General features: G+C 41.6%; 24 protein-coding genes. 3 read left to right on the top strand and 21 right to left on the bottom strand.

The annotated features are described in order from the left end of the window. Window positions 1–241 precede the first annotated feature (241 nt). Window positions 242–757: a CBO0543 family protein gene (locus tag B5771_RS14195; protein ID WP_088188117.1), complete on the top strand. Its 516-nt coding sequence runs from the start codon at window positions 242–244 to the stop codon at window positions 755–757. Between the two features lie 74 nt (window positions 758–831). Here B5771_RS14195 and guaA read toward each other — a convergent pair whose 3' ends face one another. From guaA to nudC, 13 genes are all read right to left on the bottom strand, one after another. Continuing rightward, window positions 832–2364, bottom strand: coding sequence for a glutamine-hydrolyzing GMP synthase (gene guaA / locus B5771_RS14190; RefSeq protein ID WP_088188116.1), 1533 nt, complete (start codon window positions 2362–2364; stop codon window positions 832–834). Window positions 2365–2387: 23 nt separating this feature from the next. Beyond that, entirely contained in the window at window positions 2388–2930 is a 543-nt protein-coding gene (hpt, locus tag B5771_RS14185) for a hypoxanthine phosphoribosyltransferase (protein WP_047810363.1), read from the bottom strand. Between the two features lie 154 nt (window positions 2931–3084). Then, entirely contained in the window at window positions 3085–3747 is a 663-nt protein-coding gene (locus B5771_RS14180; RefSeq protein ID WP_088188115.1) for a hypothetical protein, read from the bottom strand. Between the two features lie 77 nt (window positions 3748–3824). Continuing rightward, window positions 3825–5213 (bottom strand): MFS transporter, encoded by a 1389-nt coding sequence (locus tag B5771_RS14175; RefSeq protein ID WP_088188114.1) that lies wholly within the window; start codon window positions 5211–5213, stop codon window positions 3825–3827. A 361-nt stretch (window positions 5214–5574) separates the two neighbouring features. Next, the gene (trpA, locus tag B5771_RS14170) at window positions 5575–6354 is read right to left on the bottom strand and encodes a tryptophan synthase subunit alpha (RefSeq protein WP_088188113.1); all 780 of its coding nucleotides are present in this window, start codon (window positions 6352–6354) and stop codon (window positions 5575–5577) included. Further along, entirely contained in the window at window positions 6347–7531 is a 1185-nt protein-coding gene (gene trpB, locus B5771_RS14165; RefSeq protein ID WP_088188112.1) for a tryptophan synthase subunit beta, read from the bottom strand. Before trpB ends, trpA begins: the two co-directional genes overlap by 8 nt. Further along, the gene (locus B5771_RS14160) at window positions 7524–8120 is read right to left on the bottom strand and encodes a phosphoribosylanthranilate isomerase (protein WP_088188111.1); all 597 of its coding nucleotides are present in this window, start codon (window positions 8118–8120) and stop codon (window positions 7524–7526) included. Before B5771_RS14160 ends, trpB begins: the two co-directional genes overlap by 8 nt. A gap of 3 nt (window positions 8121–8123) precedes the next feature. After that, complete coding sequence (gene trpC, locus B5771_RS14155; RefSeq protein ID WP_088188110.1) at window positions 8124–8906, bottom strand: indole-3-glycerol phosphate synthase TrpC; 783 nt, start codon at window positions 8904–8906, stop codon at window positions 8124–8126. After that, a complete protein-coding gene (gene trpD, locus B5771_RS14150) occupies window positions 8903–9925 on the bottom strand; it encodes an anthranilate phosphoribosyltransferase (RefSeq protein ID WP_088188109.1) in 1023 nt (340 codons plus the stop codon). The genes trpC and trpD overlap by 4 nt, the downstream gene beginning before the upstream one ends. Next, window positions 9894–10496: an aminodeoxychorismate/anthranilate synthase component II gene (locus B5771_RS14145; protein WP_088188108.1), complete on the bottom strand. Its 603-nt coding sequence runs from the start codon at window positions 10494–10496 to the stop codon at window positions 9894–9896. Before B5771_RS14145 ends, trpD begins: the two co-directional genes overlap by 32 nt. Next, on the bottom strand, window positions 10496–11965 hold the full coding sequence (gene trpE / locus B5771_RS14140) for an anthranilate synthase component I (protein WP_088188107.1): 1470 nt from the start codon (window positions 11963–11965) through the stop codon (window positions 10496–10498). Before trpE ends, B5771_RS14145 begins: the two co-directional genes overlap by 1 nt. Before the next feature lie 737 nt (window positions 11966–12702). Continuing rightward, a complete protein-coding gene (locus tag B5771_RS14135) occupies window positions 12703–13026 on the bottom strand; it encodes a hypothetical protein (protein WP_088188106.1) in 324 nt (107 codons plus the stop codon). Between the two features lie 85 nt (window positions 13027–13111). Then, the gene (nudC, locus tag B5771_RS14130) at window positions 13112–13939 is read right to left on the bottom strand and encodes an NAD(+) diphosphatase (protein ID WP_088188105.1); all 828 of its coding nucleotides are present in this window, start codon (window positions 13937–13939) and stop codon (window positions 13112–13114) included. A 279-nt stretch (window positions 13940–14218) separates the two neighbouring features. On the opposite strand from nudC, the gene B5771_RS14125 reads away from it, so the two are divergent. After that, the gene (locus B5771_RS14125; RefSeq protein WP_088188104.1) at window positions 14219–14809 is read left to right on the top strand and encodes a hypothetical protein; all 591 of its coding nucleotides are present in this window, start codon (window positions 14219–14221) and stop codon (window positions 14807–14809) included. Window positions 14810–14876: 67 nt separating this feature from the next. Here B5771_RS14125 and B5771_RS24350 read toward each other — a convergent pair whose 3' ends face one another. The 7 genes from B5771_RS24350 to B5771_RS14095 form a co-directional block, all read right to left on the bottom strand. After that, entirely contained in the window at window positions 14877–15038 is a 162-nt protein-coding gene (locus B5771_RS24350) for a hypothetical protein (protein WP_172408280.1), read from the bottom strand. A 361-nt stretch (window positions 15039–15399) separates the two neighbouring features. Then, a complete protein-coding gene (locus B5771_RS14120; protein WP_088188103.1) occupies window positions 15400–15807 on the bottom strand; it encodes a response regulator in 408 nt (135 codons plus the stop codon). A gap of 205 nt (window positions 15808–16012) precedes the next feature. Further along, a complete protein-coding gene (locus B5771_RS14115; RefSeq protein WP_088188102.1) occupies window positions 16013–18541 on the bottom strand; it encodes a methyl-accepting chemotaxis protein in 2529 nt (842 codons plus the stop codon). A 20-nt stretch (window positions 18542–18561) separates the two neighbouring features. Beyond that, the gene (locus B5771_RS14110) at window positions 18562–19050 is read right to left on the bottom strand and encodes a chemotaxis protein CheW (protein ID WP_047810349.1); all 489 of its coding nucleotides are present in this window, start codon (window positions 19048–19050) and stop codon (window positions 18562–18564) included. 47 nt (window positions 19051–19097) lie between these two features. Further along, the gene (locus B5771_RS14105) at window positions 19098–21182 is read right to left on the bottom strand and encodes a chemotaxis protein CheA (RefSeq protein ID WP_172408279.1); all 2085 of its coding nucleotides are present in this window, start codon (window positions 21180–21182) and stop codon (window positions 19098–19100) included. Between the two features lie 421 nt (window positions 21183–21603). Next, complete coding sequence (locus B5771_RS14100) at window positions 21604–21795, bottom strand: ferredoxin (RefSeq protein WP_088188101.1); 192 nt, start codon at window positions 21793–21795, stop codon at window positions 21604–21606. 86 nt (window positions 21796–21881) lie between these two features. Further along, complete coding sequence (locus tag B5771_RS14095; RefSeq protein ID WP_242966847.1) at window positions 21882–22238, bottom strand: NifB/NifX family molybdenum-iron cluster-binding protein; 357 nt, start codon at window positions 22236–22238, stop codon at window positions 21882–21884. A 643-nt stretch (window positions 22239–22881) separates the two neighbouring features. Between B5771_RS14095 and B5771_RS14090 the strand changes: the two genes are divergently transcribed. Beyond that, the gene (locus B5771_RS14090) at window positions 22882–23808 is read left to right on the top strand and encodes a 1,4-dihydroxy-2-naphthoate polyprenyltransferase (protein WP_088188267.1); all 927 of its coding nucleotides are present in this window, start codon (window positions 22882–22884) and stop codon (window positions 23806–23808) included. Here B5771_RS14090 and B5771_RS14085 read toward each other — a convergent pair. Next, complete coding sequence (locus B5771_RS14085; protein WP_242966846.1) at window positions 23801–25093, bottom strand: PAS domain-containing sensor histidine kinase; 1293 nt, start codon at window positions 25091–25093, stop codon at window positions 23801–23803. The genes B5771_RS14090 and B5771_RS14085 overlap by 8 nt on opposite strands. Between the last annotated feature and the right edge of the window lie 106 nt (window positions 25094–25199).

The raw sequence follows: 25199 nt of genomic DNA, 5'->3' as shown, positions 1-25199 counted from the left end.
AAAATCCAGTAAGTGGACACGATAACTCCGAATTTCCCTATAATATTTTCAGAGATTACTAAATCTCTTTTTTTCATCAATCATTATACAAGCTAAAAGACGCCTTGACGGGCGTCTTTCTTTTTGTTCTTTCGAATCATTTCATAAATGACTTTAACCAAGTTCATTAAGCTATGGGAGAATAAATACGAAGCATTTGTAAATAATATTCGAAAAATAATTACTCTCTTTGGAGGTCTTAATGCTATTACGTTTATTTATAGGTATAATTTATATTATGGCGGCCTATAAATTTAATAATTTTAACGATTGGAAAACTTATTACTCCACAATTGAGTTTTGGTTGATAGGTAATTTAATTGCTTTATTTATAACCTATAATTATCCTCTTTGGGAATTAACGTCTCCAGGAGAAAAGATTACTTTTAATGAACTAATTTTTTGCCTTTTTGTCCTTCCTCTCTCAGGATTAATATATTTAGCCAATTATCCCGAAAGGGAAATCTATTTAAAACGAGTTTGTTACATTATCTTTTGGATTCTATATTTTTCTGTACTTGAATTAATTTTAGGCTTTTTCGGTTACTTTAAATATAGTCATGGCTGGAACATCGCCTGGTCTATTATTTTCAATTCTTGGATGTTCCCTTTATTGTGGGTTCATTATAAACATCCGCCTTGGGCATGGGGACTTGCAACAGTAATCGGAGTGAGCATTATCATTTATTTCAGAATCCCAGTCAGTGCCATGAAATAAATGAAAAAAATAAGCACCCAGCAATAAACGGCTGAGTGCCTATTTCTATAATTGCGACTGTAAATCCACGAGCATTATTCCCACTCAATCGTTCCGGGCGGCTTCGAGGTAATATCATAAACGACGCGGTTTACCCCGCGGACTTCATTGACAACCCGTGAGGAGATGTTGTGGAGAAGGTCATAGGGCAGTCTGGCCCAATCAGCGGTCATGGCGTCTTCACTCGTCACCGCTCTTAAGATAATTGGATATTCATAAGTTCGGCCATCTCCCATTACGCCAACGCTTTTGATGGAGGGAAGGACGGCGAAGCTTTGCCACAAATCCCGATATAAGCCTGAACGACGAATTTCCTCAATAATAATGGCATCCGCTTCTCGCAGAATATCCAATTTCTCGCGGGTTACCTCACCGAGAATACGGATTGCCAGACCAGGTCCCGGGAAAGGCTGACGCCAAACGATTTCTTCACTCATGCCCAACTCTGTCCCTAATTCGCGCACTTCGTCTTTAAATAGCATACGCAGCGGTTCAACCAGCTTAAACTGCATGTCCTCCGGCAGACCGCCGACATTATGATGACTCTTGATAGTTTCCGCTGTCTCTGTGCCGCTCTCGACAATGTCCGGATAGAGCGTCCCCTGAACCAAAAAGTCGACTTGACCGAGTTTCGCAGCTTCTGCTTCAAATACTCTTATGAACTCGTTGCCGATCGTCTTACGTTTAACCTCGGGCTCAGATACTCCTTCAAGCTTGGCCATAAATCGCTCGCGAGCATCCACAAATACTAAATTAAGCTGAAACTGCTCCGTAAAAACTTTTCGAACTTGTTCCGCTTCGTTCTTACGCATAAAACCATGATCGACAAAAACGCAGGTCAATTGGTCACCTACAGCTTTATGAACTAAAGCAGCCGCTACTGAAGAATCAACACCGCCGCTCAAGGCGCAAAGAACACGTCCCTTCCCGACTTTAGCCCTGATCTCAGCTACTTGCAGTTCAATGAATGACTCCATTGTCCAATCCCCGGCACAGTGACAGACATCAAACAAAAATTGCTCCAGCATTTTCTGACCATCAGGAGTGTGTTTAACTTCGGGATGAAATTGAACGCCATAAAAATGGCGTGCAGAATCCATCATTGCTGCGATCGGTGTATGGCCAGTATGGGCAGCAATCTCAAAACCTTCAGGCAATGACTTAATAGAATCGCCATGACTCATCCAGCAAGGACGCTCTCCGCCTAAACCGACCCATAACTCGTTTGCTTTGTCCACAGTAAGCATGGCTTTACCGTACTCACTGGCTACAGGACGTTCGACAATCCCCCCCAATTGCAGGGCCATAAGCTGCATCCCGTAGCAAATCCCCAGGATAGGAATTCCCAAGTTGTAAATTTCAGGGTCCACTTTTGGGGCATTCGGCTGATTAACACTGGCAGGCCCCCCGGAAAAGATAATACCTTTAGGCTGCCGCGCCTTTATGTCCTCAATAGACGTTTTATAAGAAATCATCTCAGAATATACATGAGCTTCACGTACTCGTCTCGCAATGAGCTGATTGTATTGTCCTCCAAAATCCAGAACTAAAACGACTTCCTTTGTCACGTTATTTCATCACCATTTCCTTGTTAATTAACTTCGTAAGCTTCTTGTTTCAGAACTCCAACGTAGGGCAAATTCCGATATTCTTCATTAAAATCCAAACCGTAGCCTACAACAAATTCATCTGGAATAGCAAACCCGTTATAATCAGGAACTACTTCCACCTGCCGGCGGGCAGCCTTATCAAGCAGGGTAACTACCTTAACACTCAAAGGGTTACGAGCTTTAAGATTTTCCTTCAAGTACTTCAGGGTTAATCCGGTATCGACAATATCTTCGACCACCAAAATATGAACGTCATCCACACTACGTTCCAAATCTTTAAGAATCCTGACGACTCCTGAAGATTTTGTTGACACACCGTAGCTCGACAAGGCCATAAAGTCATAAGCCAATGGCAGCTTGATCTCACGAATAAGATCCGCCATAAAAGGGACGGCTCCTTTCAAGATTCCTAACACTAAAAGATTTTTGCCTTCATAATCCCGAGTAATCTGTGCTCCCAATTCGGCAACGCGTTTTGCTAATCCCTCCTTGGAAATCAATACCTTTGCGATATATTCTTCCACAATGGACCCCTCCATACAAAAAATCAATTAAAACTTATTTAAAAACTATACCAGAGCCTTGTCATTTCTGCAAATAAAATAATAAGCCAGGAACAACCTTTAGGGTTCCTGGCTTATGTCGTCGACTCTTTCTAAACCTTATTTTTATCGTTCTTTATATAGTAGGGGCCTGTATCGTTATCTTCTTTCCAATATCCCAAAACTCAAGTGTCATTGTCATCGGGTCAGATTTGGCTTTATTTTTGGCTTCGATTGTCGCTTTTACCAACGTTTTATCCGACTTTCGAATATAAAGTGTGTACTGGAAATCGGTCCAAAATTCCTCCATCATTTTATTTTGCACACTGGGCTTTAACTGGCAAACCCAAACTTTTTGTTCGTTGACCTTCCCTTGACCGCTAAGCACCACCTCACCAAGTTCTTTCATTTGTAATGAAGATAGGGGGTCGAGCTCCGCCAGAAAGACTTCTTCTGCAGCCTGCCCATCAGCGAATTTAATCCACTTTTTGCTAATGGGATCTTTGCTGAACGTTGAGTTTCCGATTTTGATCAGCTCAACTTCGCTTCCCGTCAATTCTCCTAAAATCCTGGTGTTTCCTCCGGTTTTTTCCCCCTGTACTCGGGCAAGAATCCGATCTTTTCCTTCAACCCATTGATGCTGAGTCAAACTGAAGCGTAAAGAGGTCGCTGCATTTAACTTTTCCAAGCCGTGTGTTACCAGCTTAGTAGGGTCTGGCGGCCAATTAAGCCATCCTATGATCCCCCCCAAAAACACGATACTGATACCAATGAGAAACCATAATCCCCTTTTCTTCATAACATGCCCCCCTGGCGGAGTTCTTACCTACTAATATGTAACTTCAGCTTGCCTTATTCCTAGGCATTAAGAATTACTTAAGGGGAGTTTATCCTTTTTCCTCTGGCTAAGGAAGCAAAGGTTCCGATCAAACAAAGAAAGCTAAAGACAATGAAACTAGTTTTTGAGCTTTTCAGAAAGCTTGTCACGTAATATGGGGAATCAAGAGTCATATCCTTCATGTCTAAGGAAGTAATTAAGGCCACTATGGTCATACTTAATGTTTGGCCCAGCAATCTCATAGTTCCCAGAGTTGAGGAGGCCACTCCATAAAGAGGCCGTTCAACCGAACTCATGACCGCATTAGTATTAGGCGAGGAAAAGAAGGCAAATCCGAGTCCAATGAAGGCCAGATTAAGAACAATAAGCAAAACAGACGTATTCTTAAGCAAAAAAACGAATAAAAACAAGCCTAAGGTTGTTATACCCATACCTAAAGAAGCGAGGATCTGAGAATTGATTTTGTCCGATAAACGACCAGCCAAAGGAGAAAGAAGAGCCATAATAATAGGCTGAGACAAAAGAATTAAACCTGACTGTGAAATTTCAATATTTTGGACATTTTGCAGATATATTGACATTAAGTAAACCAAAGCAAACGTCGCGCTATAGTTAATAAGGGCAGCAAGGTTGGAAAAGGTAAAGGAACGATTGCTGAGAAACAAGCTCATAGGCAGAAGAGGATATGATAGTTTATTTTCATAGATTACAAAGGCAGCCAAAAGCAGAAGCCCGCAGGCAAAGGCAATCATATAATTGTATCCCGCGGTAATATCAGATAATCCGTAAAGGAAAAGCAAGATGCCAAGTATCCACAGAATACTCCCCCATTTATCCAAGTTTTCATGATCTGCTCCAATCCATTCCCCTGATAGTCTGGCCAAAGTCAAACTAAGAATTACTAAAGAAATCACGAAATTTAAAAGAAATATCCCGCGCCAGCTGATGGTGCTGCAGATAAATCCTCCCAGGACGGGACCTAAGGAGAGGCCGATATAGGTGGCTGCCGCACTTAACCCCATTGCCTTTCCCCGATCTTTTGCCGGGACGACAGATGTTAGGATGGCCATTGAAGTACCAAAAATCATAGCGCTGGCAATTCCTTGGAAAACCCTAAATATAATTAAAACAGGAAAGGAAAAAGCCAATCCACAGCCCAACGATGTTACAGCAAAAGCAATCATTCCCAGGATAAAAATCTTTTTGCGGCCGACAAGATCAGCTAAACGGCCAAAGGGTAATAAAAAGGCTGCCGTGGCCAACAAGTAGCTGGTTACTACCCAGTTCAGCCAAGATTGATCAACCCCATATTCCAAAGCAATCTGGGGAATACCAAGATTTATCGCATTACTCATAAATGGGGTGATAAAGGAGGTTATCATGACGATAACCATAGTCAGCTTTACAATTGATTGATTTTCTTCCATACATAATCCCCCCGAATATTTTTAACTATGAAGCATTATGCAGCTCCAGCGAAAAATATTAATGCAAACCAGCAACGAAATTATGCTCTGACAGATACGTAAAATCAGCTTCAAATTGGTGCCTACCAAATAGAGTTTCAACAAACTTCTGAAAACTCCTACCAATTTAAACAGGGGTTATTATATTTTATAAGAACAATTTGCTAGCCTCTGGCGAAGGCGTCAGGCTAGTTTGCACTGATGCCAGAGGAACGTATACAACCGAATGTAATACTTTCGTACATAACTAGAAAAAACAGCCCTTTCGAGCTGTTTTCATTTTTTTGCCGTTATTTTGGTTACCAGAACAAATATATCTCAATTAAACGATATCTCCCACAGCGTTTTTCATACTCTGAACATAGTCATAAATATAAGGGCCGGCCTCTTCCCCGTACTTCTCAACAATTTTGACAATCGCACTGCCCACAATCACGCCATCTGTAATTTCGGCAAGTTCTTCGGCCTGTTTCGGCGTATTGATGCCAAAACCAACCGCCGTGGGAACAGAGCTTGCTTCCCTGATGACCCCAATAATTGAGCGCAAGTCTGTTTTAATTTCACTTCTCATGCCCGTGACACCCATGGAAGAGACCACATAAATAAAACCTGTCGCCTCTGCGGCAATCTGTTTAATGCGTTGTTCCGACGTGGGGGCAATCAAGGAAATTACGTCGACTCCAAAACCGGCGGCAATTTCAGTCAGCTCACCTTTTTCTTCATAAGGCAGATCAGGGATAATGATGCCATCAACCCCGACTTCAGCACAGCGTTGAAAAAAGCGGGAGTACCCATAATTAAAGACGGGATTTAAATACGTTAGAAAAACGAGAGGCACCTCAGTCTTTTGACGGACAGAAACCACCAGGTCAAAAATTTTGTCCACGGTTGCTCCAGCTGCAAGAGCCCGGATGTTCGCTTCTTGAATAACCGGTCCCTCAGCAATGGGATCAGAAAAAGGAATACCGATTTCCACTAAATCAGCACCACCCTGAACCATTGCCAAAATAAACTCTTCACTCTTCTCTAAAGTAGGATCTCCGCCAGTGACAAATCCGATGAAGGCTTTCCCGTTTTTAAAGGCCTCTGCAATATTACTCATAGATACTTACCCCCTTGTAGCGCGCTATCGCGGCAACATCTTTATCTCCTCGCCCTGACAAACAGATGATAATGATTTGATCCTTACTCAGATTGCCGGCAATTTTCTTAGCCTGAGCCACGGCATGGGCACTTTCAATCGCGCAAATAATTCCTTCTGTTCTGGCCAGATACTCAAAAGCTTCTACGGCCTCGTCATCCGTAATAGGGACATATTCTGCCCTGCCTGAATCATGAAGATTGGCATGTTCCGGCCCTATCCCAGGATAATCGAGGCCGGCGGAAATCGAATAGACCGGGGCAATTTGCCCATATTTATCCTGACAGAAGTAAGACTTCATGCCGTGGAAAACCCCTAATTTTCCTTTGGCAATGGTAGCAGCATGCTTCTCAGTATCAATTCCGTGTCCCGCCGCTTCACAGCCGATCAATTTAACACCTGCGTCAGCGATGAAATTGTAGAACATCCCCATCGCATTACTGCCGCCGCCGACACAAGCAAGCACCACATCGGGAAGTTTGCCTTCAAGTTCCAGAATCTGCTCTCTGGCTTCCTCACTGATCACGCTTTGAAAATCACGAACGATCATGGGGAAGGGATGAGGACCCATCACAGACCCTAAAACATAATGAGTATCATAAACACGAGCGGTCCACTCACGCATTGTTTCGTTTACGGCGTCCTTTAGCGTCATAGTACCGCTGGTTACCGCATGAACCTTAGCTCCCAACAGCTCCATCCGGTAAACGTTAAGCGCTTGCCTGTCCGTATCTTCCTTACCCATAAAAATCTCACACTCTAAGCCAAGCAGGGCTGCCGCCGTAGCAGTGGCAACACCGTGCTGTCCGGCCCCTGTTTCGGCAATAACGCGTGTCTTGCCCATTTTCTGAGCCATCAAAGCCTGCCCTAAAACGTTGTTGATTTTATGAGAACCGGTATGATTTAAGTCTTCACGCTTTAAATAGATCTTGGCGCCCCCTAAGTCTTTGCTCATCTTCTCGGCATAATAGAGCAGCGAAGGTCTTCCCGCATACTCATTCAGCAGCTTTTTAAGCTCTGCTTTAAACTCGGGGTCATTCTTAAAGTGTTCGTAAGCTTTTTCCAGGTTGATGATTTCATTCATCAGAATTTCCGGGATATATTGCCCCCCGTGAATGCCGTATCTGCCTTTACTCATATCGCATTCTCCTAACTATTTCTAAAATTTTGGCCTTGTCTTTCTTCCCATCTGTCTCCACTCCGCTGCTGAGATCAACGGCAAAGGGCTTTGCTGCCCTAATTGCCTGCTCAATATTATCTGCCTTCAGGCCCCCGGCCAGAAAAAAGGGTTTTTTCACTTCTCCGACCAAACTCCAATCAAAGGTCTGACCGGTCCCGCCCGCTCCCTGATCAAGGAGTAAAAAGTCGGCCTCGCTGTCCTGCATCGCCTCAATATCGGCGTGTACTTTCACCTGAACCGCCTTAATTATCGGTTTAGCAGTCAAAGTTTTTAGTTCTCGGATATAGGTTTCACCTTCGTTCCCATGGAGCTGAGCCATTTCAATAATATGATCATTCAAAAGATCAGCGACCTTGGTTATCGATTCGTTAACAAAGACGCCCACTGGCGTGATTTCCGGACTTAAGTTCGACCGCATGGCCTTTGCCCATTCCACAGATACCTGGCGGCGGCTCTTGGCAAAAACAAAACCGATAAAATCAGGCTTAGCCTCATTGACAAAGTCAATGTCACAATTTTGAAAGAGTCCGCAGATTTTAATTTTCATAGCTTAATCGTCCCCCCGCAGCAAGGCAAGCTCTTCTCTTTTATGCCGGCTGCGCATCAAGGTTTCTCCGATCAGAACGGCGTCGGTCTTATTGGCCTTTAAGACAGCCACATCCTCCGGCGATTTAATGCCGCTTTCCGAGACAAAGAGGATGTTCTTGGGGACTAAGGCGCGCAGTCTGATGCTGGTAGTAAGATCAACTTCAAAGGTTTTCAGGTTACGGTTATTGACTCCGATCACTCTGGCCCCAGCCTTTAAAGCCGAGCTGACCTCCTCTGCGGTATGGGCTTCTACAAGGGCACTTAAACCCAAACTATGAGCAATTTCCAGATAGTTTTTGAGAGTATCCGTAGCCAATAAGGCGCAAATGAGCAGGATAGCAGAGGCCCCAATGATCTTCGCTTCGTATATTTGATAGCTGTCCACAATAAAATCCTTGCGCAGAAGGGGAAGCTTTACTTCTTGGCGGATCTCTGTGAGGTAGCGGTCTTGGCCTTGAAACCAATCGGGCTCAGTGAGTACAGAAATCGCTGCGGCGCCTGCCGACTCATAGTCCTTAGCTATTTGTAGATAAGGAAAATCTTGAGCAATAATCCCCTTAGACGGTGATGCCCTTTTTACCTCACAGATAAAGGATAGCCCCTCAGCTCTGAGAGCCTCTTCAAAGGGAAAGCCTGTATTGGGATCTAGAGCCTTAGCTTCAGAAACAACCTGTGCTGCCGCTTTTACTCGTTTCAGTTCAGCGACTCGCTCAACGGTTCGCTGCGCTATTTTTTCTAAAATCAATGTCCCAGCACCTCGTTGGAAAGTCTGGCAAATTCTTTAAGCTTACTGAGAGCTGCGCCGCTGTCGATAAGGTCTTGGGCAAGAGGAACAGCCTCCTGAATCGTCGCTGCCTTGTCAGCCAAGTACAAACAAAGAGCGGCATTGAGAACGACAACATCACGTTTGGCTCCCCGCTCGGAACCGTCTAAGATACTGAGGGTTATCTTAGCATTCTCTTCAGCATCCCCCCCAATAAGCTCCTCCAAATTACAATAATTAAATCCTAATTCCGTAGGGTCCAGATAATAACTTTTAAGATCCCCATCTTCTATTTCACAGACCTTTGTCCTCGTTGTAAGCGTTGCTTCATCCAAACCATCACAACCATGGACCACCATGCCGCGCTTAACCCCAAGGTTGGAAAGTACCCTTGCTAATGGTTCTATAAGTTTCTCGTCATAGACACCCATTAACTGCCGCTTTGCCCCGGCAGGGTTGGCAAGAGGGCCAAGGATATTGAAGATTGTGCGGACACCCATCTCACGCCGTACAGGAGCACAGTGTTTCATTGAGCTATGGTAGGTTTGAGCAAACATAAAACACAAATTAATAGTTTCTAAAATTTTGCGGCTCTGCTCGGCGGAAATAGCGATATTAATACCCAACTTTTCTAAGACATCGGCTGCTCCGCTTTTACTGGACACACTGCGGTTGCCATGTTTGGCTACAGGGACTCCCGCAGCAGCCACAACAAAGGATGTCGTTGTCGAAATATTAAAGGTCCCCACCTCATCGCCGCCTGTGCCTACAATATCCATAACATCGTGAACCTGATCAAGGTGCAGGGCTTTTTCACGCATGGCCTGGGCACTGGCAGTAATTTCATCAATACTTTCGCCCTTCATCCTCAGGGCGGCAAGGAAAGCGCCCATCTGGGCATGGGTAGCGCTCCCATCCATCATTTCCCCCATAACCGTCTTGGCCGTCTCAAAGTCCAGGTCTTGACCTTTAATGACCTTGTATATTGCTTCGGTTATCATGCTTACTCCCCCTCAAAAAATTTTCCATAATGGTTTTCCCCTGTGGTGTCAGGATCGATTCCGGATGAAACTGAACGCCATAGACCTTGTAATCCTTGTGTTTAACGGCCATTATTTCCCCGTCATCCGTTCGGGCAATAACCTTTAGTTCCTTGGGAATGGTTTCTTCCAGAGCGGCTAGCGAATGATAGCGCGCTCCTGCGATCGTTTCCGGCAAGCCTTGGAAAAGCGAACAATCTGTATCTATTTTTATTGTCGATTGTTTGCCGTGCATTAGCTCGCGCGCATAGGACACTGTGGCCCCGAAGGCTTCACAGATCGACTGATGGCCCAGGCAAACCCCAAAGACAGGGATTTTGCCTGCGAAATATCTGGAACTCTCAACACATACTCCGGCATCCGCCGGTTTACCCGGCCCAGGAGAGAGAATAATTGCTTCCGGTTCCAAAGCCTCGATTTCCGATACGCTTAGTTCATCGTTGCGAATGACTTTAATATCAGGATTGATGGAGCCAATAAGTTGATAGAGGTTATAGGAAAAACTATCATAATTATCGATTAAGAGAATCATCAGTCGATAACCTCCTCAGACATTTTCAGAGCTTTCATGACAGCTTGAGCTTTGTTGAGGCATTCTTGATATTCCTTTTCCGGCACACTGTCGGCAACAATACCTGCTCCAGAACGGACAAAGATCTTGCCGTTCTTTTTAAAGACAATACGAATGGCAATACAAGTATCTAAGTTGCCGGTAAAATCGATATAGCCAATGGCTCCCCCGTAAATGCCGCGCTTGTTATTTTCAAGTTCATTGATAATCTCACAAGCTCTTATTTTAGGGGCCCCGGAAAGCGTACCGGCCGGCAGTACGGCATCAACTGCGTCTAAAGCCTTTTTATCCGCTCTTATTTCCCCTTTTACCGTCGATCCGAGGTGCATAACATGTGAGAAGCGCTCAATCGACAGGTATTTTTCAACCCTAACGGTGCCAAATTTGCTGATTCTACCCAAGTCATTTCTGCCCAAATCTACCAGCATATTATGCTCGGCCAATTCTTTAGGATCGGAGAGCAAATCCCTTTCGTTCTGAAAGTCCTCCTCGCCGTTTTTCCCTCTTGGTTTAGTTCCTGCCAAAGGAAACGTGAAGAGTGTCCCATTTTGAAGTTTAACTAAGGTTTCCGGAGAAGCGCCGGCGATTTCCAGATCATTGCTGGAGATATAAAACATATAAGGAGATGGGTTTAAGGTTCTCAGCACACGATAGGCATTAAGAAGACTGCCTGCAAAATCTGCTTCAAAACGGTTTGAGAGCACGACTTGAAAGATATCCCCTTCATGGATATAATGCTTGCCTTTGTTTACCATTTGGCAATATTCGTTTTCCTTAAACAACGGGCGAAATTCGGAAGTGACTTTACCGGGTTGAGTTTCTCGATAAACCCCGTGTTTAATGAGGTCAGCCATAGTTTCAATTTCCTTGACTGCCTTACTATAATTGGAAGAAAGTTCATCAGTTCTTACATTGGCAATAAGAATAATTTTTTGTTTCAAGTTATCAAAAGCAATAACCTTGTCAAAGAGCATTAAATCTACGTCTTTAAAGCCTTCCTGATCTTCCGCATCCAGTTTGAGGGAAGGTTCATTGTATTTGATATAATCATAAGAAAAATACCCTACCAAGCCACCGGTAAAAGGCGGCAGGTACTCAAACCGAGGGCTTTTATTGTTGTCAAGGATCTGTTGAATATACTCCCGAGGGTGTTTCGTAGTCTGAGAACTAGTTTTCGATAATGATTTGGTAGTGATCGTTCCGTTCGTACAAGTTACTTCCAGTTTGGGATCAAAACCTAAAAAGGTGTAACGTCCCCACGTTTCGGCACTCTGAAGACTTTCCAGCAAAAAGCAGTGACTGCTGACGCCTTTCAGGATTTTCAGCACTTCGATGGGAGTCCTGAGATCCGAGTATATTTCACGGCTAATGGGAATCAGGTTGTAGTCTGCTGCAATTTCTCTGGCTTCATCTAAGCTTGGTCTGTACATAATTACCTCCTTTGAACATGCGCGCTTCGTTCATGGACGGGAGGACCTTGTTTTTAAACGTCAAAAAACCCGTCCAACGACTATATAGTCAAGGACGGGTTGAATTCAATACAATACCCGCGGTGCCACCTTGCTTCACGGAAAAAAATTCCGCACGCTTAACAGAATACCATCATATTCCTGGCAACTGACGTATGCCTCCACGTCGCGAAATACTCGGCAATGCCTTTCGTCGCGCCCTCCGTGGTCCATTTAACAATCTGCGTTCTGCCGGTTCACAGCAACTCCGGCTCTCTGGAAGTGCACGATTTGTTTTTATCTCCACTTCAACGGTTTAGGGTGAGTTATTTAATTACTATGTATCATACTCATTTTGTTAGTATTTGTCAACCGCAAATCATCAAGAATTTTACAGAATTTCTCGAGCTTTTTCATGCAAATTTTCAAAGTTATGAACATCTGCTGGACATGCTGAATAGCATGTATTAGGAATCCTCTCGCACTTAAGATTAGCACAAAATAAAGGAGTGAACTGTATGATTATAACGGCATTGATTATTATAATTGTCCTGTTGTCAATAATCATCTGGGAACTATGGGTGTTACGCAAACTATTAAGACCTCATGTTCCACCCCAACCTTTCCATTTTTAGGCGGTTCGGCCTAGGTGCAAAGCGCCTAGGCCTTTTCTTTTTTACCTATTCTTTCGGCAGATGCGAACGCTGAATAACTTCCAATCAATGAGCTATTTTAGCTAATGCTTGTTTACCATAATCTATGCTTTGAGTTAGAGCATTTTGGAAATTTGTTTGAGCTTGCTTATAATTAATGCTTTTAAGTTTCTGGGTCACATTACTGATCCCACTTTGTACTGCGGTTTGTACTTTGCCATTTGTAATGTTTTTCGATGGTGTTTCCTGAGTCAAGTTCAGAAGAAGGAATAGGGCCAAAGCTAACACTGCCAATAAAAATATTCCTTTAACTATAAATCGTATAAATTTTACAACTATAAGTACTCCAATAACGATAGCTGCGATAATCAGGATCATGTTTGTTGTCATCGTTAACCTCCAAAATATAGGTCTCCTTTAATATCGTTGTTTTTGCTCATACACTATATAAAAGGTAATACCACTATCAGTTTCCTTAAGATCCAGCCTGCTTATCTTGACTCTCAACAAACCAATCAATTAATCGCCGGGCTATGCTTCCCGTCTTTGGTATTAGAGGCAGTTTTTCCGAAGTAAACCAGCCGGCATCGATGATTTCTTTATTATCAATGTTTATATCCCCGCTCGCATATTCAGCAGTAAAACCCACCATTAATGAATCGGGGAAGGGCCAAGGCTGACTGCCAAAATACTTGATATTTTTGACCTTAATGCCGACTTCTTCTCCTACTTCCCGTTGCACACACTCCTCAAAGGTTTCCCCCGGCTCCACAAACCCTGCCAAAACACTATAGAAACCGCCTTGAAAACGGCTCCCCTTGGCCAATAAAATGTCATGCCCTTTGATAATCGCCACAATAATTGCCGGAGAAATTCGCGGATAATTGACAAAACCACATGCAGGACAGATTTTAGCTCTTTCATCGTGCTTATACTCTGTTTGACCTCCGCAGCGGCTGCAGAATTGATGGGTATGATCCCAGAACAATAGCTGGGAAGCTTTTCCCGCCAAAAAAAATAATTCATCCGGGACTTTACCCAGTAACTGCCTTAGATTTACACATGTCATTTCCCTCGGTACAATTGTCTCCTGACTCAGCTCCGCAACATTAAGCAAATGCCCATCTAATCCTTCGATTTGTTGGCAGCGAATTATATTTTCTTCAAATTTATAGGCCTTAATTTCTGACGGTGTAAATTGCAGCTTGTCATTAAGGGTAACAATTTTGTTCTCCCGAAATAATAACCAATGAGCTGCTAAGTCTTCATCCGATTTAGAAAAATATCTCGTTTCAAAGTACACTTGCCCATCCTCTTTTCTTTGCACGATTTCCTTAAATTAACTCACGTTGGCTATCTAACAATTTCGTATTATCATGTTAGTATTATCATTTTCCTGCTTTACAAGCCTTAATCATTTTGTTAAACTAGTCACACTTTTTAGACTTGATATTAGAAAATACTCCATTTTTATATAATCATAGTACCGTTATGATGCCTTGTCACGTAAAAGTATAATTGATCTGTTTTAATCAAGTTATTAAGAACTCAACGACAAAGGATTTGAGAGAGGGATTTACGAATGTTAGCAGAATTTAAAATTATTAATGATCCTTTACGCCCAAGTATCTGTACCAATCTCTGTTCAGTTTGCTGCCGAAATGCTGCCAATGATCCGAAAAAATTAGGTTGTTGTTCTTATGAACCAGAATTTTGTCTTTTCGATTTAGTGTTTTTATATCTAAATTATCCTGATATCTATACCTTAATCTTAAGTAAAGGACAAATCATCGAAGGTTATAACGGAATAATGGTCGAAATGAAATCCGGTTTTAATCATTGTCCCTTTGCAAGTAATATAGGCTGTATGTTACCCAAAGACGCCACAACACCACTATGCCGTTTATATGTTTGCCGAGAAGCAGCTAAATTTGGGCCGCCGCAAATCGAAGCGAGATTTGATGAATACTTTTCAAGCAAAGAATATACTTTGAACAATGATTTGAATAGCAAACTGAATTATGAAGATGGAATGAGCAGCTCAAGATTAAATAACTTTATTAAGGAATGCTCTCCAACCATTAAAGCTATGATATCGGGAGTTAATAGGATTGATCCACCAACAGAAACTTTTACGAAGGAAATACCAATTGAAGATTTTAGGTTATTTTAAAAGGGACTACCACTTTTGATAGTGGTAGTCCCTTTTGACTTAACTTTTATAAATTCCCCCAGGGTTCTTATCCATGACTAGGCTTTAATTGATGAGGTTTAATCAAATAATCGCGCTTACTGAAACGCTTGTGAATCAGTTTCGAAAGGTGATAACAAGAAGCAGCAATTACTACAGCGCAGGCCCCAAGAAAAATAGCTAACATTATCATCGAAATCCAAGCGAACATATACAACGCCTCCTTTATAGCTTTAATTCAAGATCTTGAAATACCAATTCTCTAAAAATAACTCTTAAATAGCTAGGGGATTAGTGCGGCCTATTGAATTATTACCTATGAGATAGTTATTACATTCACATTCCTAACTTTAATTAGCTAACTTATCCTCTATTACCTTTATCCTGTTTTTAAGCCCCCCCACTTCTATAAGTGGGGGTGAGTCCCCCATCTGAAGCCCAGATGTTCAGCTTTAGCTGAACGAGTTCACTAACACCTTACTTGCCCTTGATCTTATGTAAAGAATAACATTCTCAAAACCCAAAATCTATAGCCAATCGCTATCTTTACGATTAATATTATTAATAGACACTCATTGTGAAGGGAATTCAAGCAGGCCGAGCTTTTCAAGGACTTCCAAAAGTTTTTGAGTATCAATGGGCTTTGCTGCGTATGCCTCGCATCCGAGCTCAAAGGAATTTTTAACGAAATCAGTTCCTTCCAAGGCTGTTGTCATTATAACCTTAACCCTTTTATCTTGAGGGACACCCCGTTTGGCCTCATAATCTCTGATTGCCTTAAGTACCCTTACCCCATCGACTTTGGGCATCATGATATCCAGGCAGATAAGATCATAAGGATTATTCTCTTTAATTGAAATTAGGTAAGCATCTAACGCTTCTAAGCCATCCACAACCATATCAACGTCGCCGTACTGGGAAAGAAACTTTGACAGAAATTTACGACTAGGCATATCGTCCTCAGCGATAAGTATATTCATTAATTAATTTTCCCCCTTCAAGAAAATGACTTATTATAATAATACCTCATTCCGATCTCAAGATTAAATCATAATGGACTGTGAAACAACATTAATTTCTTCATTATCCACTTTCATGATCAAGCTTCGGCTAATGCAGCCCCCTGTCTGGTTTGGGCAAAAAACTTGAGAAGAGCCCGAAGGCTCTCTCATTTAAGTTAGTTGATTAATACTTGCCAAACTCACTATCGCTTAAAGTAATTTTAGGATTATGTCTCGCAGCGGCAGCTTCACCATAGCCTTGATCCATTGAATTCTCAGTTCCTCTTTTTCTTTGCTTCATGCTCTCGAGCATCTTAATTACTTCGGGATTGAGCTCATCAAAACTTTTGATCATAGAAGCATATCGAGTCTTTTTGAGCTTAAAGCGACTTACTTGTTCTCTCAAAAGCTCTGCTTGACTCGACAATTCCTCGCTGGCAGCCGCGCTTTCTTCAGAAGTAGCAGAGTTCGTTTGAACTACAGCTGAAACTTGTTGAATTCCCTGGTTAATCTGATTAATTCCTAAGGCTTGCTCGTTAGATGCATTTGCAATTTCCCCGACAAGCTCAGCAGCTTCAGCAACACCGTCTACAATCTTACTTAAGGCTGCAGCAGTGTCATTAGCAATCTTCGTTCCGCCTTCAACCTTCTTAATTGAACCTTCAATTAGAAGTGTCGTTTCTTTAGCGGCATTTGCGCTGCGAGTGGCAAGATTGCGAACTTCCTCTGCTACTACCGCGAAACCTTTGCCATGCTGTCCGGCCCGCGCAGCTTCAACTGCGGCATTAAGGGCTAAGGTATTGGTCTGGAAGGCAATTTCATCAATTACTTTAATTATCTTGGAAATATTGCCGGAAGCTTCATTGATAACATCCATTGCTTTAAGCATTTCCTTCATCTGATTATTGCCTTCAATTGCATCGTCTTTGGCAGCGAAGGCTAGTTCGTTAGCCTTATCGGCATTTGAAGCATTAAGTTTCGTCTGCGAGGCAATTTCTTCGAGAGAAGCAGTCAATTCTTCAATGGCACTGGCTTGCTCTGTTGAACCCTGAGAAAGAGATTGAGCAGAGTCGGAAACCTGGCTGGAACCTGCTGCAACTTGAGTTGAAGCATTATTAATATCACTAAAAACGTCGTTGAGGGATTGAATAATGTTATTTAAGGACTTTTTGATTTCAGAAAAGTCTCCCCTGTAGTCCTTACTGATTTCCACATCGAGATTACCATTAGCCATCTGTGTAAGAACATCTGATATCTCACTAACATAAGAGTCCAAGGTACTTAAAGTTTCATTCAGGGCCTGTTTGATTTTTGCATGATCTCCCTTGTAATTTCCTTTAACGTTGACCCGCAAATTTCCTTTGGCCATTTCCTCAAGCACAGCGGCAGCCTCTTGGATCGGTTCAAGAATAGCATCGATTAAGCCATTCAGACCTTGGACCAGATCAGCCCAATCCCCTTTGAACAACTTAGCATTTGCCCGTTCACCTAAGCGTCCTTCTTTAGAGGCCTCAATTAATATGCCAATTTCCGAACTAACTTCCTTTAAATTATGGCGAAGGGCTTCGATGTTTTCATTAATGATTGCTTTCTTTCCAGGAAACTTCTCAATCTCGGCGTTAAAGTTGCCTTTAGCAAACTCAGAAATACAGGCCATTGCTTTCCTTATGACGATAAGATGTCCCTTAACCATATCGTTAACGCCTTGTGCCATAGTTCTATAGGCACCTTGAAAGTTTTCCGCAGGAACAAAGATATCAATCTCGCCCAGATCATGTTCTTTGGACATATGACCCATCTCATCAAGAAAGTTTCGCAGAGTATGCACAACTTGCTCTAAACTTTTCGAGAGCACATCCTTATCAGAACGAACCGGAACCTGTACATTAAGATCACCCGCCGCGATTTTATCGGCCGTCTCGGCCTGGGTGCGGATACTATCGATCATTTTCCCAAAAGACTTTTCAAGTATCCCCAGTTCATCCCTAGTCATCGCTTCAAATTTCAGGTCTATCTCCCCAAGAGCAATCTTCTCAGCTCCTTCAGCAAGTCTTCTTATAGGCTTACTAATAATACGGGAAAGAACAATTCCAAGAACTACAGCCATGAACATACAGAAAACAATAATACCGATCATAAGATTGATTGTGCTTTCAGCGTTTTGTCCATATTGGTTAGATAATCGATTTCCGGTTGTAATATTTTGATTAATCACTTTGTTTATGGCATCATCAACCAATTGGGTAACTTGAGTCCCCTCACTGGTTGAAATAATATAAGCTTGTTGCTCTTGTTGAGATGAAGCTAAGGCTATTTCTTTATCAACAACCGGTAATAACTTATTCCAGGCCTCCTGAAGTTGACTGAAAAGAGCCCGGTCCTCTGAGGTACTAATGTTTTTTTCATAAATGTTCATATTATCTTGAACGTTTTTTTCTAAAGTTTTAATACTATTAATATAGTTTTGCTTATTGCCTTGATTTGTATCGACCATAAGATCTCGCAAATTGACTCTCATACGTTGAAAACCCTCTGCAATATTGGATAAATAGCTCAAAGATACACCATAATTCGTATAAAGACTGGAATATTGAGTATCCGATTGTTTCAAATTAATAATGCCGACAAGACCAACAACGCCGGATAGCAGGGCAACTATAATAAAAGAAACTAGAAGCTTGACACTTATCTTCATATTCAAGAACCACTTCATGGGACAGTCCCTCCTCAAGGTCACATATTTTCTAAACTCTCAAGATCTTTCTCATTGAGCAGTTTATCACAATCCAAGAGGAGCTTGACCTCACTGCCCACTTTACCAATACCTTTAATGTATCCGCTCCCGCCTTTGCCAAGATTAGGAGGATCAACTATTTCTCCTTTGGAGATTGATATCACTTCGGAAACACTATCGACAATAAGACCAACAGAAACTTCCAGAACATCCACCACAATAACACAGGTCCGATCATTATACTCACGAAAAGGTTTCCTAAAACGCAAGCGAACATCCATGACTGGAATAATCTTACCCCTTAAATTTATAATACCTTTGATATAATCCGGAAGGTCTGGGACTTCCGTGATCGGTTGAAAACCGATGATTTCAGTGACAAATTTGATTTCAATGCCGTAAAATTCGTTTCCCAACAAAAAGGTTAGGAATTTCCCCTTTTGGGTGTCTTCTTCCTCAAGAAACTCTTGATCTATTTCGGCCACCATAGACTCTCCTTTCTGTTTCTTTGATTTATGTAATTTCCCCCCTTTATTTAATAGGAAATAAGTCCTGGAATATCTAAAATTAAACTGATACTGCCATCGCCTAACAATGTACATCCCGCAAGCCCCGGAATCTCCTTCAAGGTCTTGATATAGGTTGGTAAAGCTTTAACAACAACTTGCTGTTGACCTACAAGTTCATCTACAAAAAGGCACAAGGTCTTTCCTTCCTGCTCCACCATAACGATCATGCCTTTTATTAGCTCTATTATCTCCGTCTTTACACGATAAAACTGATGGAGCCTGAGTACGGGGTAACAATGGCCGCGTACCATAATCATCTCTCGCTGGTCGGGGTCAACTATGATATCTGATAACTTAGGCTTGAAAGATTCTTTAACAGAAATAGTGGGTATGGTATAACGGGCATTACCTACTTTGACGGTCATCCCATCAATAATCGCTAAAGTAAGGGGAATTTTCAAAGTTATCGACGCGCCCTCTTCAGGGATACTGTCTGCGGTAACCGATCCTCCCACTGCGGAAATATTGCTGGAAACAACATCCATACCGACACCACGCCCGGAAAATTCTGTTACAGATTCATTGGTTGAGAAACCAGGCAGAAAGATCAATTGATAAATCTCTTTATTCGATAACTCCTCGAAATTTGGGGGCAACAAGTTATGTTCAAAAGCTTTGGCGAGAATTTTATCTTTATTAAATCCTTGTCCATCATCCCGTATTGACACGAGAACGTCACTGCCGGCATTTTTAGCTTCCAATACTATAGTTCCCGACCGCGATTTTCCTTTTGCCTCACGAATATGTGGTTCTTCAATACCATGGTCAATGGAATTCCTTATCAGGTGCATTAATGGATCAGCAATATGCTCAATAATATTTTTATCAACCTCGGTTTCTTCCCCAATCAATTTAAGAGAGACTTCCTTATTCAATTTCTTGCACATATCCCGAACAGTACGATTCATCTTTTGAAAAGTACCGGCTAGGGGAACCATGCGAACAGACATCACAATATCCTGAAGCTCAGTTGTAATTTTGTTCAATTGTCGCGCGGCCTTTTGGAAGTTTTGTAAATCAAGTCCCTTAAGATCCGGATTTTGGGTTACCATGGCCTCGGCAATAACCATCTCGCCAACAAGGTCCATGAGTTTATCCAATTTTGCTACACTTACATTAATGATGGATTGATGATTTTGAGCACTTGCTGCTGGTTTTCCGTTAGTAGGGTCTTTCTCCGCTTGGTCTAATGTCATCAGGGAGTTCAAAGAATCCCCCCCCAGAAGTTCAGTCGGTGTAAGCTCATTTCTGAAGGGGCAAAAAGCTGTCTCCAGATCATCAATTCCTTTGAGAGTTAGTTCTTTTAGGAACATAGTTTGCTGGAGTAAATCTCGGACTTCCTCATCAGAATGATTTGTTTTAATAAAAAGCCTGAAGCCCTCTGTTAGAATTTCCGAAATTGATTCATCATCTTCAATGTTTTGCGGTAAATGATAGAACTCTTCGAGTTGTCCCTCTAACTCATTAACAACACCAAAAGCTCTAAGATTCTCCATGCCACAGTTTTCTTCAAAATAAATCGTGGCTTGAAAAGCATTTTCAAACTGATCTTCAGTTCCAGATTGTTTACTTTTACTTATATAGAATTGTTGAGGTATAAAGGAATCAGATTCTGACTGGAGATTTTCTTGAACCAGCTGATCGCCTTTTAATAAAAGTAAGTATCCATGCAGTTGTTCGATAAGACGCGTGGCCTCACCATCCACCTTATCCCCATTCGTAAGCTTCAAAAGTTCTACATTAATAAAGTCTAAACCATTGAAAACCAGATCCATAATTTCTGAGAAATTTACCTCTCGAGGTTTTTCTTCTCTAAGGAAAAAAAACAGATCTTCCAGAGCATGTGCCAAGGCTGCGATGTTATTAAAAAGCATCATGGCGGACGATCCTTTAATCGTATGCATTATCCGGAAGATCTCATTGATTTGTTCAGTTGTAAAGCTTGCGTTTTTCTCTGTGGTTATTAATATTTGTTCAAGTTGTTCAACTAATTGTGTTGTCTCAAAAATAAACAATTCTAACATAAGTTCATTAATCCGCTCATTGGTCACTAAATTCACCTCCTTGTATCACTTGTTTTTTACATAAGAGAACTTATTATCGGCCCGCAATCCCGCTCATATACGTGCATAATCGAAGTAAAAATAACTCCTAAGAGTCAATTTTTGTTGGTAAGTAATCACTCTCTTACCTCTTTTATGATTTACATAATATTCTTCATTATTTCCCTTGTCAATACTATAAAACTATACAATATGACATTTCACAACAAATATCGCTATGGATCTCGCCAAATTTTTACTTGTCTCTGATTAAAAATCTATCCCCCCCTGAAACAAGGTATGGGGAATACTCCCACTTATAGAAGTCGGAGCCTTGAAAACTAAATAAAAAGGAAAGCTGTATTGATGGATGATTCACACCCTCTCTACAGCTTTCCTTTTTCCCTATATACTTAGATACTCGTATATACTACTCTTCAATGGAAATACAGTGGGCAGGACAACCCTGAACGGCTTCTCTAGCAGCTTCCTCACATTCGCTGGGGACTGGAGTTGTATAAACTTCTGCTAATCCGTCATTCGTCATCCTAAATACCTCTGGGCAAAAGGCAGGACAGGATTCACAGCCCATACAGTCCTCTTGATTTACTTCAACGATCATACTATAACCTCCCTAATTTTTCTCTTGAGTAGAAAAAGACATTTACTAATTAGTACTATATTAGAATTGGCGCTTTTTTTCAAATCTTAATGACCACATTCGTTATGATGCAGATGTTCATTACAAACAGCACCGTTAGTTTTGAGAGTACCTTGCAGATACTGTTCAGCAGCGACTTTGGCATGTCCCATGGCGCCTGTTATGACTCGAATTCCCTTTTGATTAAATATTTCTATTGCGCCCCCGCCCATACCGCCCGAAACAATAACTTCTACCCCTAGGTCATTTAAAAAGTTGGGTAAAAAGCTAGGCTTATGTCCAGGGCTTATTAATGATTCGATGTTAACAATTTGATTATTTTCCACAGAAAAAATACTGAAACTATGACAATGGCCAAAATGCTCAGCAACCATACCATTATCACTGGCAACTGCAATTTTCACTTCAGAATTCCCCCTTATTTGCCAAATACAAGACTAGATTCCAAATAAATGTAATGCTAATTGATCTTTTTGCAGCGAAAAGACTCACATTCTCTATAGGTGGTGAGATGAATCGCCGCCCTCAAATTATTAAACCTCTTCTAGTAATTACATTTGTACTTGTAGATATCGAGAACGCGTGATATTCACGGAGCAAAGAACATCTTGAGCAACTACAAATATGGGGAGTTCCAAGAAGTATATGTAGAAGAGCTAAAGTATCTACGGATTGCCTAAGGCAAGACGTAGTGGAAGCCATGAAGCTGACCTGTATGCAGCTAATGCATAGAATTGCCGGCCATACCAAACGATGGACTCACGCCTGTCAGGTGAGGCATTTTAACTGGTATCACCCTCCTTCCTGTTATTGACATATGCCTTTTTTGTCAATTATACTTCATTTTGAACATATGTCAATAAGGTTGCAACAACAAAAATTCAAAGCATGCTGCCCGTTAAATATCTCATAACTAGTTTTCCAGTGCTATAATTTTATTGAGTGAACTCGTGGAATCACCACTCCATCCGCTAAACTAAGATTATTTAGAAACGATCTCAGAAGTTTCACATGAAAGGAAAAAATATGAATACTCTGCCTAATACTATGCCATATTCAAACCCCGAAAAGCCGGGAAAACTAAAAGTTTTATGGAAAATTACTCGTCCTCACACTTTAACTGCATCCTTTATTCCCGTATTTATCGGTACGTCCTTATCCCTAGGTTATACCCCTTGGCATAAACTCCTTTTTGGGGCCATGCTCATAAGCTGCCTGCTCATCCAAATAGCCACAAACTTGTTTAATGAATATTATGATTTTAAACGCGGCCTGGATACGATAGATTCTATCGGCATCGGCGGAGCAATTGTCCGGGAAGGATTCCGCCCCCAGACTGTTCTGCGGCTCGCCTTGGGATGCTACGGCGTTTCAATATTATTTGGCATTTACATTTGTGTTCACAGCAGTTGGTGGTTAGCCTTAATCGGACTTGTGGGAATGCTGATTGGCTATTTATATACCGGAGGGCCGTTACCTATAGCCTATACTCCCCTAGGCGAAATTTTTGCCGGCCTACTAATGGGAACTTTCTTTATTCTTATATCGTTCTTCATCCAAACAGGATATGTCAACGAGAAAAGTATCCTCGTTTCCATACCGACCGGTATTTTAGTCGGTGCAATCAATATGGCCAACAATATTCGCGATCTTGATGGGGATAAGGATTCAGGACGAAAAACAATAGCTATTTTACTTGGGCATGAGCATGCCGCTTTCGTACTCGGAGCTATGTTCGCCACTGCTTATCTTTGGGTCATGGGATTAGTTATTAGAGGGTTGGTCAACCCCTGGCTTCTGATTGTCTTCTTAAGCATTCCCAAAGCCGTACAAGCAACGAAAGGTTTTATCGGCAAAAATCGGCCCTCCCAAATGATGCCCGCAGTTCGCTATACAGCTCAAACTAATACAATGTTTGGACTTTTGTTATGTATAAGTCTATACTTTACGCAAATTTTGCCTTATTTCAACTAGTCATTTTTGCACTATATATTGGGAAACGAACATAAAACGCTGTTCCTCCAGGATTACTCTTGAAGTTGATTGTCGCACTATGACGACTGGCAATATCGTAACAAGTACTCAATCCTAATCCCGTTCCATTCTGTTTGGTAGTAAAAAACGGCGTTCCAATATTGTCTAAGTATTCTATTGGAATGCCGCCCCCTTCATCCTCTATACATAATACCACCTGACTATTCTCGACATAGGTAGAAATACACAATGTTCCTCCCGCTTGCATAGCCTCTAACCCGTTACGACACAAATTAAGCACTAGCTGCGACATTTCATCCGGATTAAGCAAGATCTTAGGTGTATCCCCGACTAGGAACTTTATTTGTTTATCCTGAGTGAGAGAATCTGCTTCAAGTAAAGGATACAAGTGTCTTAAAATCTCATTAATATTTAGGTAATCTTGTTCTTTGGGAGAATTACGTGAAAGAGATAGGAAATCCGAAATAATTTTGTTCGCACGGTCCAGTTCATTAATCATGAGCATAAAGGTATCTCCTTGTAATTGAAACTCTGGCTTGGAGCCGAGCAGCTGGAGGAATCCCCGTACCGTAGTAATTGGATTTCTGATTTCATGGGTTATCCCTGCTGCCATTTGACCAACTAAATTAAAACGTTCCAGATTGATCATTTCTAAATGCAAGCGTGTCAATTCCTGCTCAGCTTTTTTTCGCTCCGTTATATCATAAAGAGTTTTAATAACAAGCCGTGTTCCGTTCACATCAACAAACGGTTGAATTTTAACTTCATAAATTTTATTATTATAAAAAATCTCTTCATCCTTTATGGGCCGCCCAGTACAGAACGCTTCGTTTATTCTGCAATTCTCACATGGGCTATTCCTTTTAAGCATGGCGTAGCAAAACTTGCCTTTTTTATCACCAAATTCCAAAAGATAATTGCGATTGACAAAGTGTACTTCATAATTTTCTCCCACAACAATTACTATTCCTGGGAGACTGTTTAACAAATCAAGCATACGTTGATGATCCTCTTTTATAGTCTCTTCTCTTTTCCTGCGCTCATTATGTATCCGTATAAAAAGGCTGCCGCTAATCCAGCCTAATATTATCCATAACCAAGAAATTCTCAAAGAGTGATTATGGGAATCCAGCCATCGATCAAACAAAAAAAGAATGAATCCAATACTTAATCCTATAAACACATATTTTCTTTCTTTCATCATTACTCCCTCAATATCAAAGGACTCGATTTTTATCCAATCGTAAGACTCCCACTTTTTCAAATGGGGGTGGTTCCCATACCGTGCTTTGGTGGGGATAGTTCAAAATAATATATCTATTAACCTGTATCTTGACTTTTTTCAAAATCATTCCTCCCCAAATAAAAAA

This window comes from Desulfosporosinus sp. FKA, from assembly GCF_002196785.1.
Taxonomy (GTDB): Bacteria; Bacillota; Desulfitobacteriia; order Desulfitobacteriales; family Desulfitobacteriaceae; genus Desulfosporosinus; species Desulfosporosinus acididurans.
The sequence above is the reverse complement of the archived record's forward strand: the minus strand, read 5'-3'. Positions and strand labels throughout refer to the sequence as shown.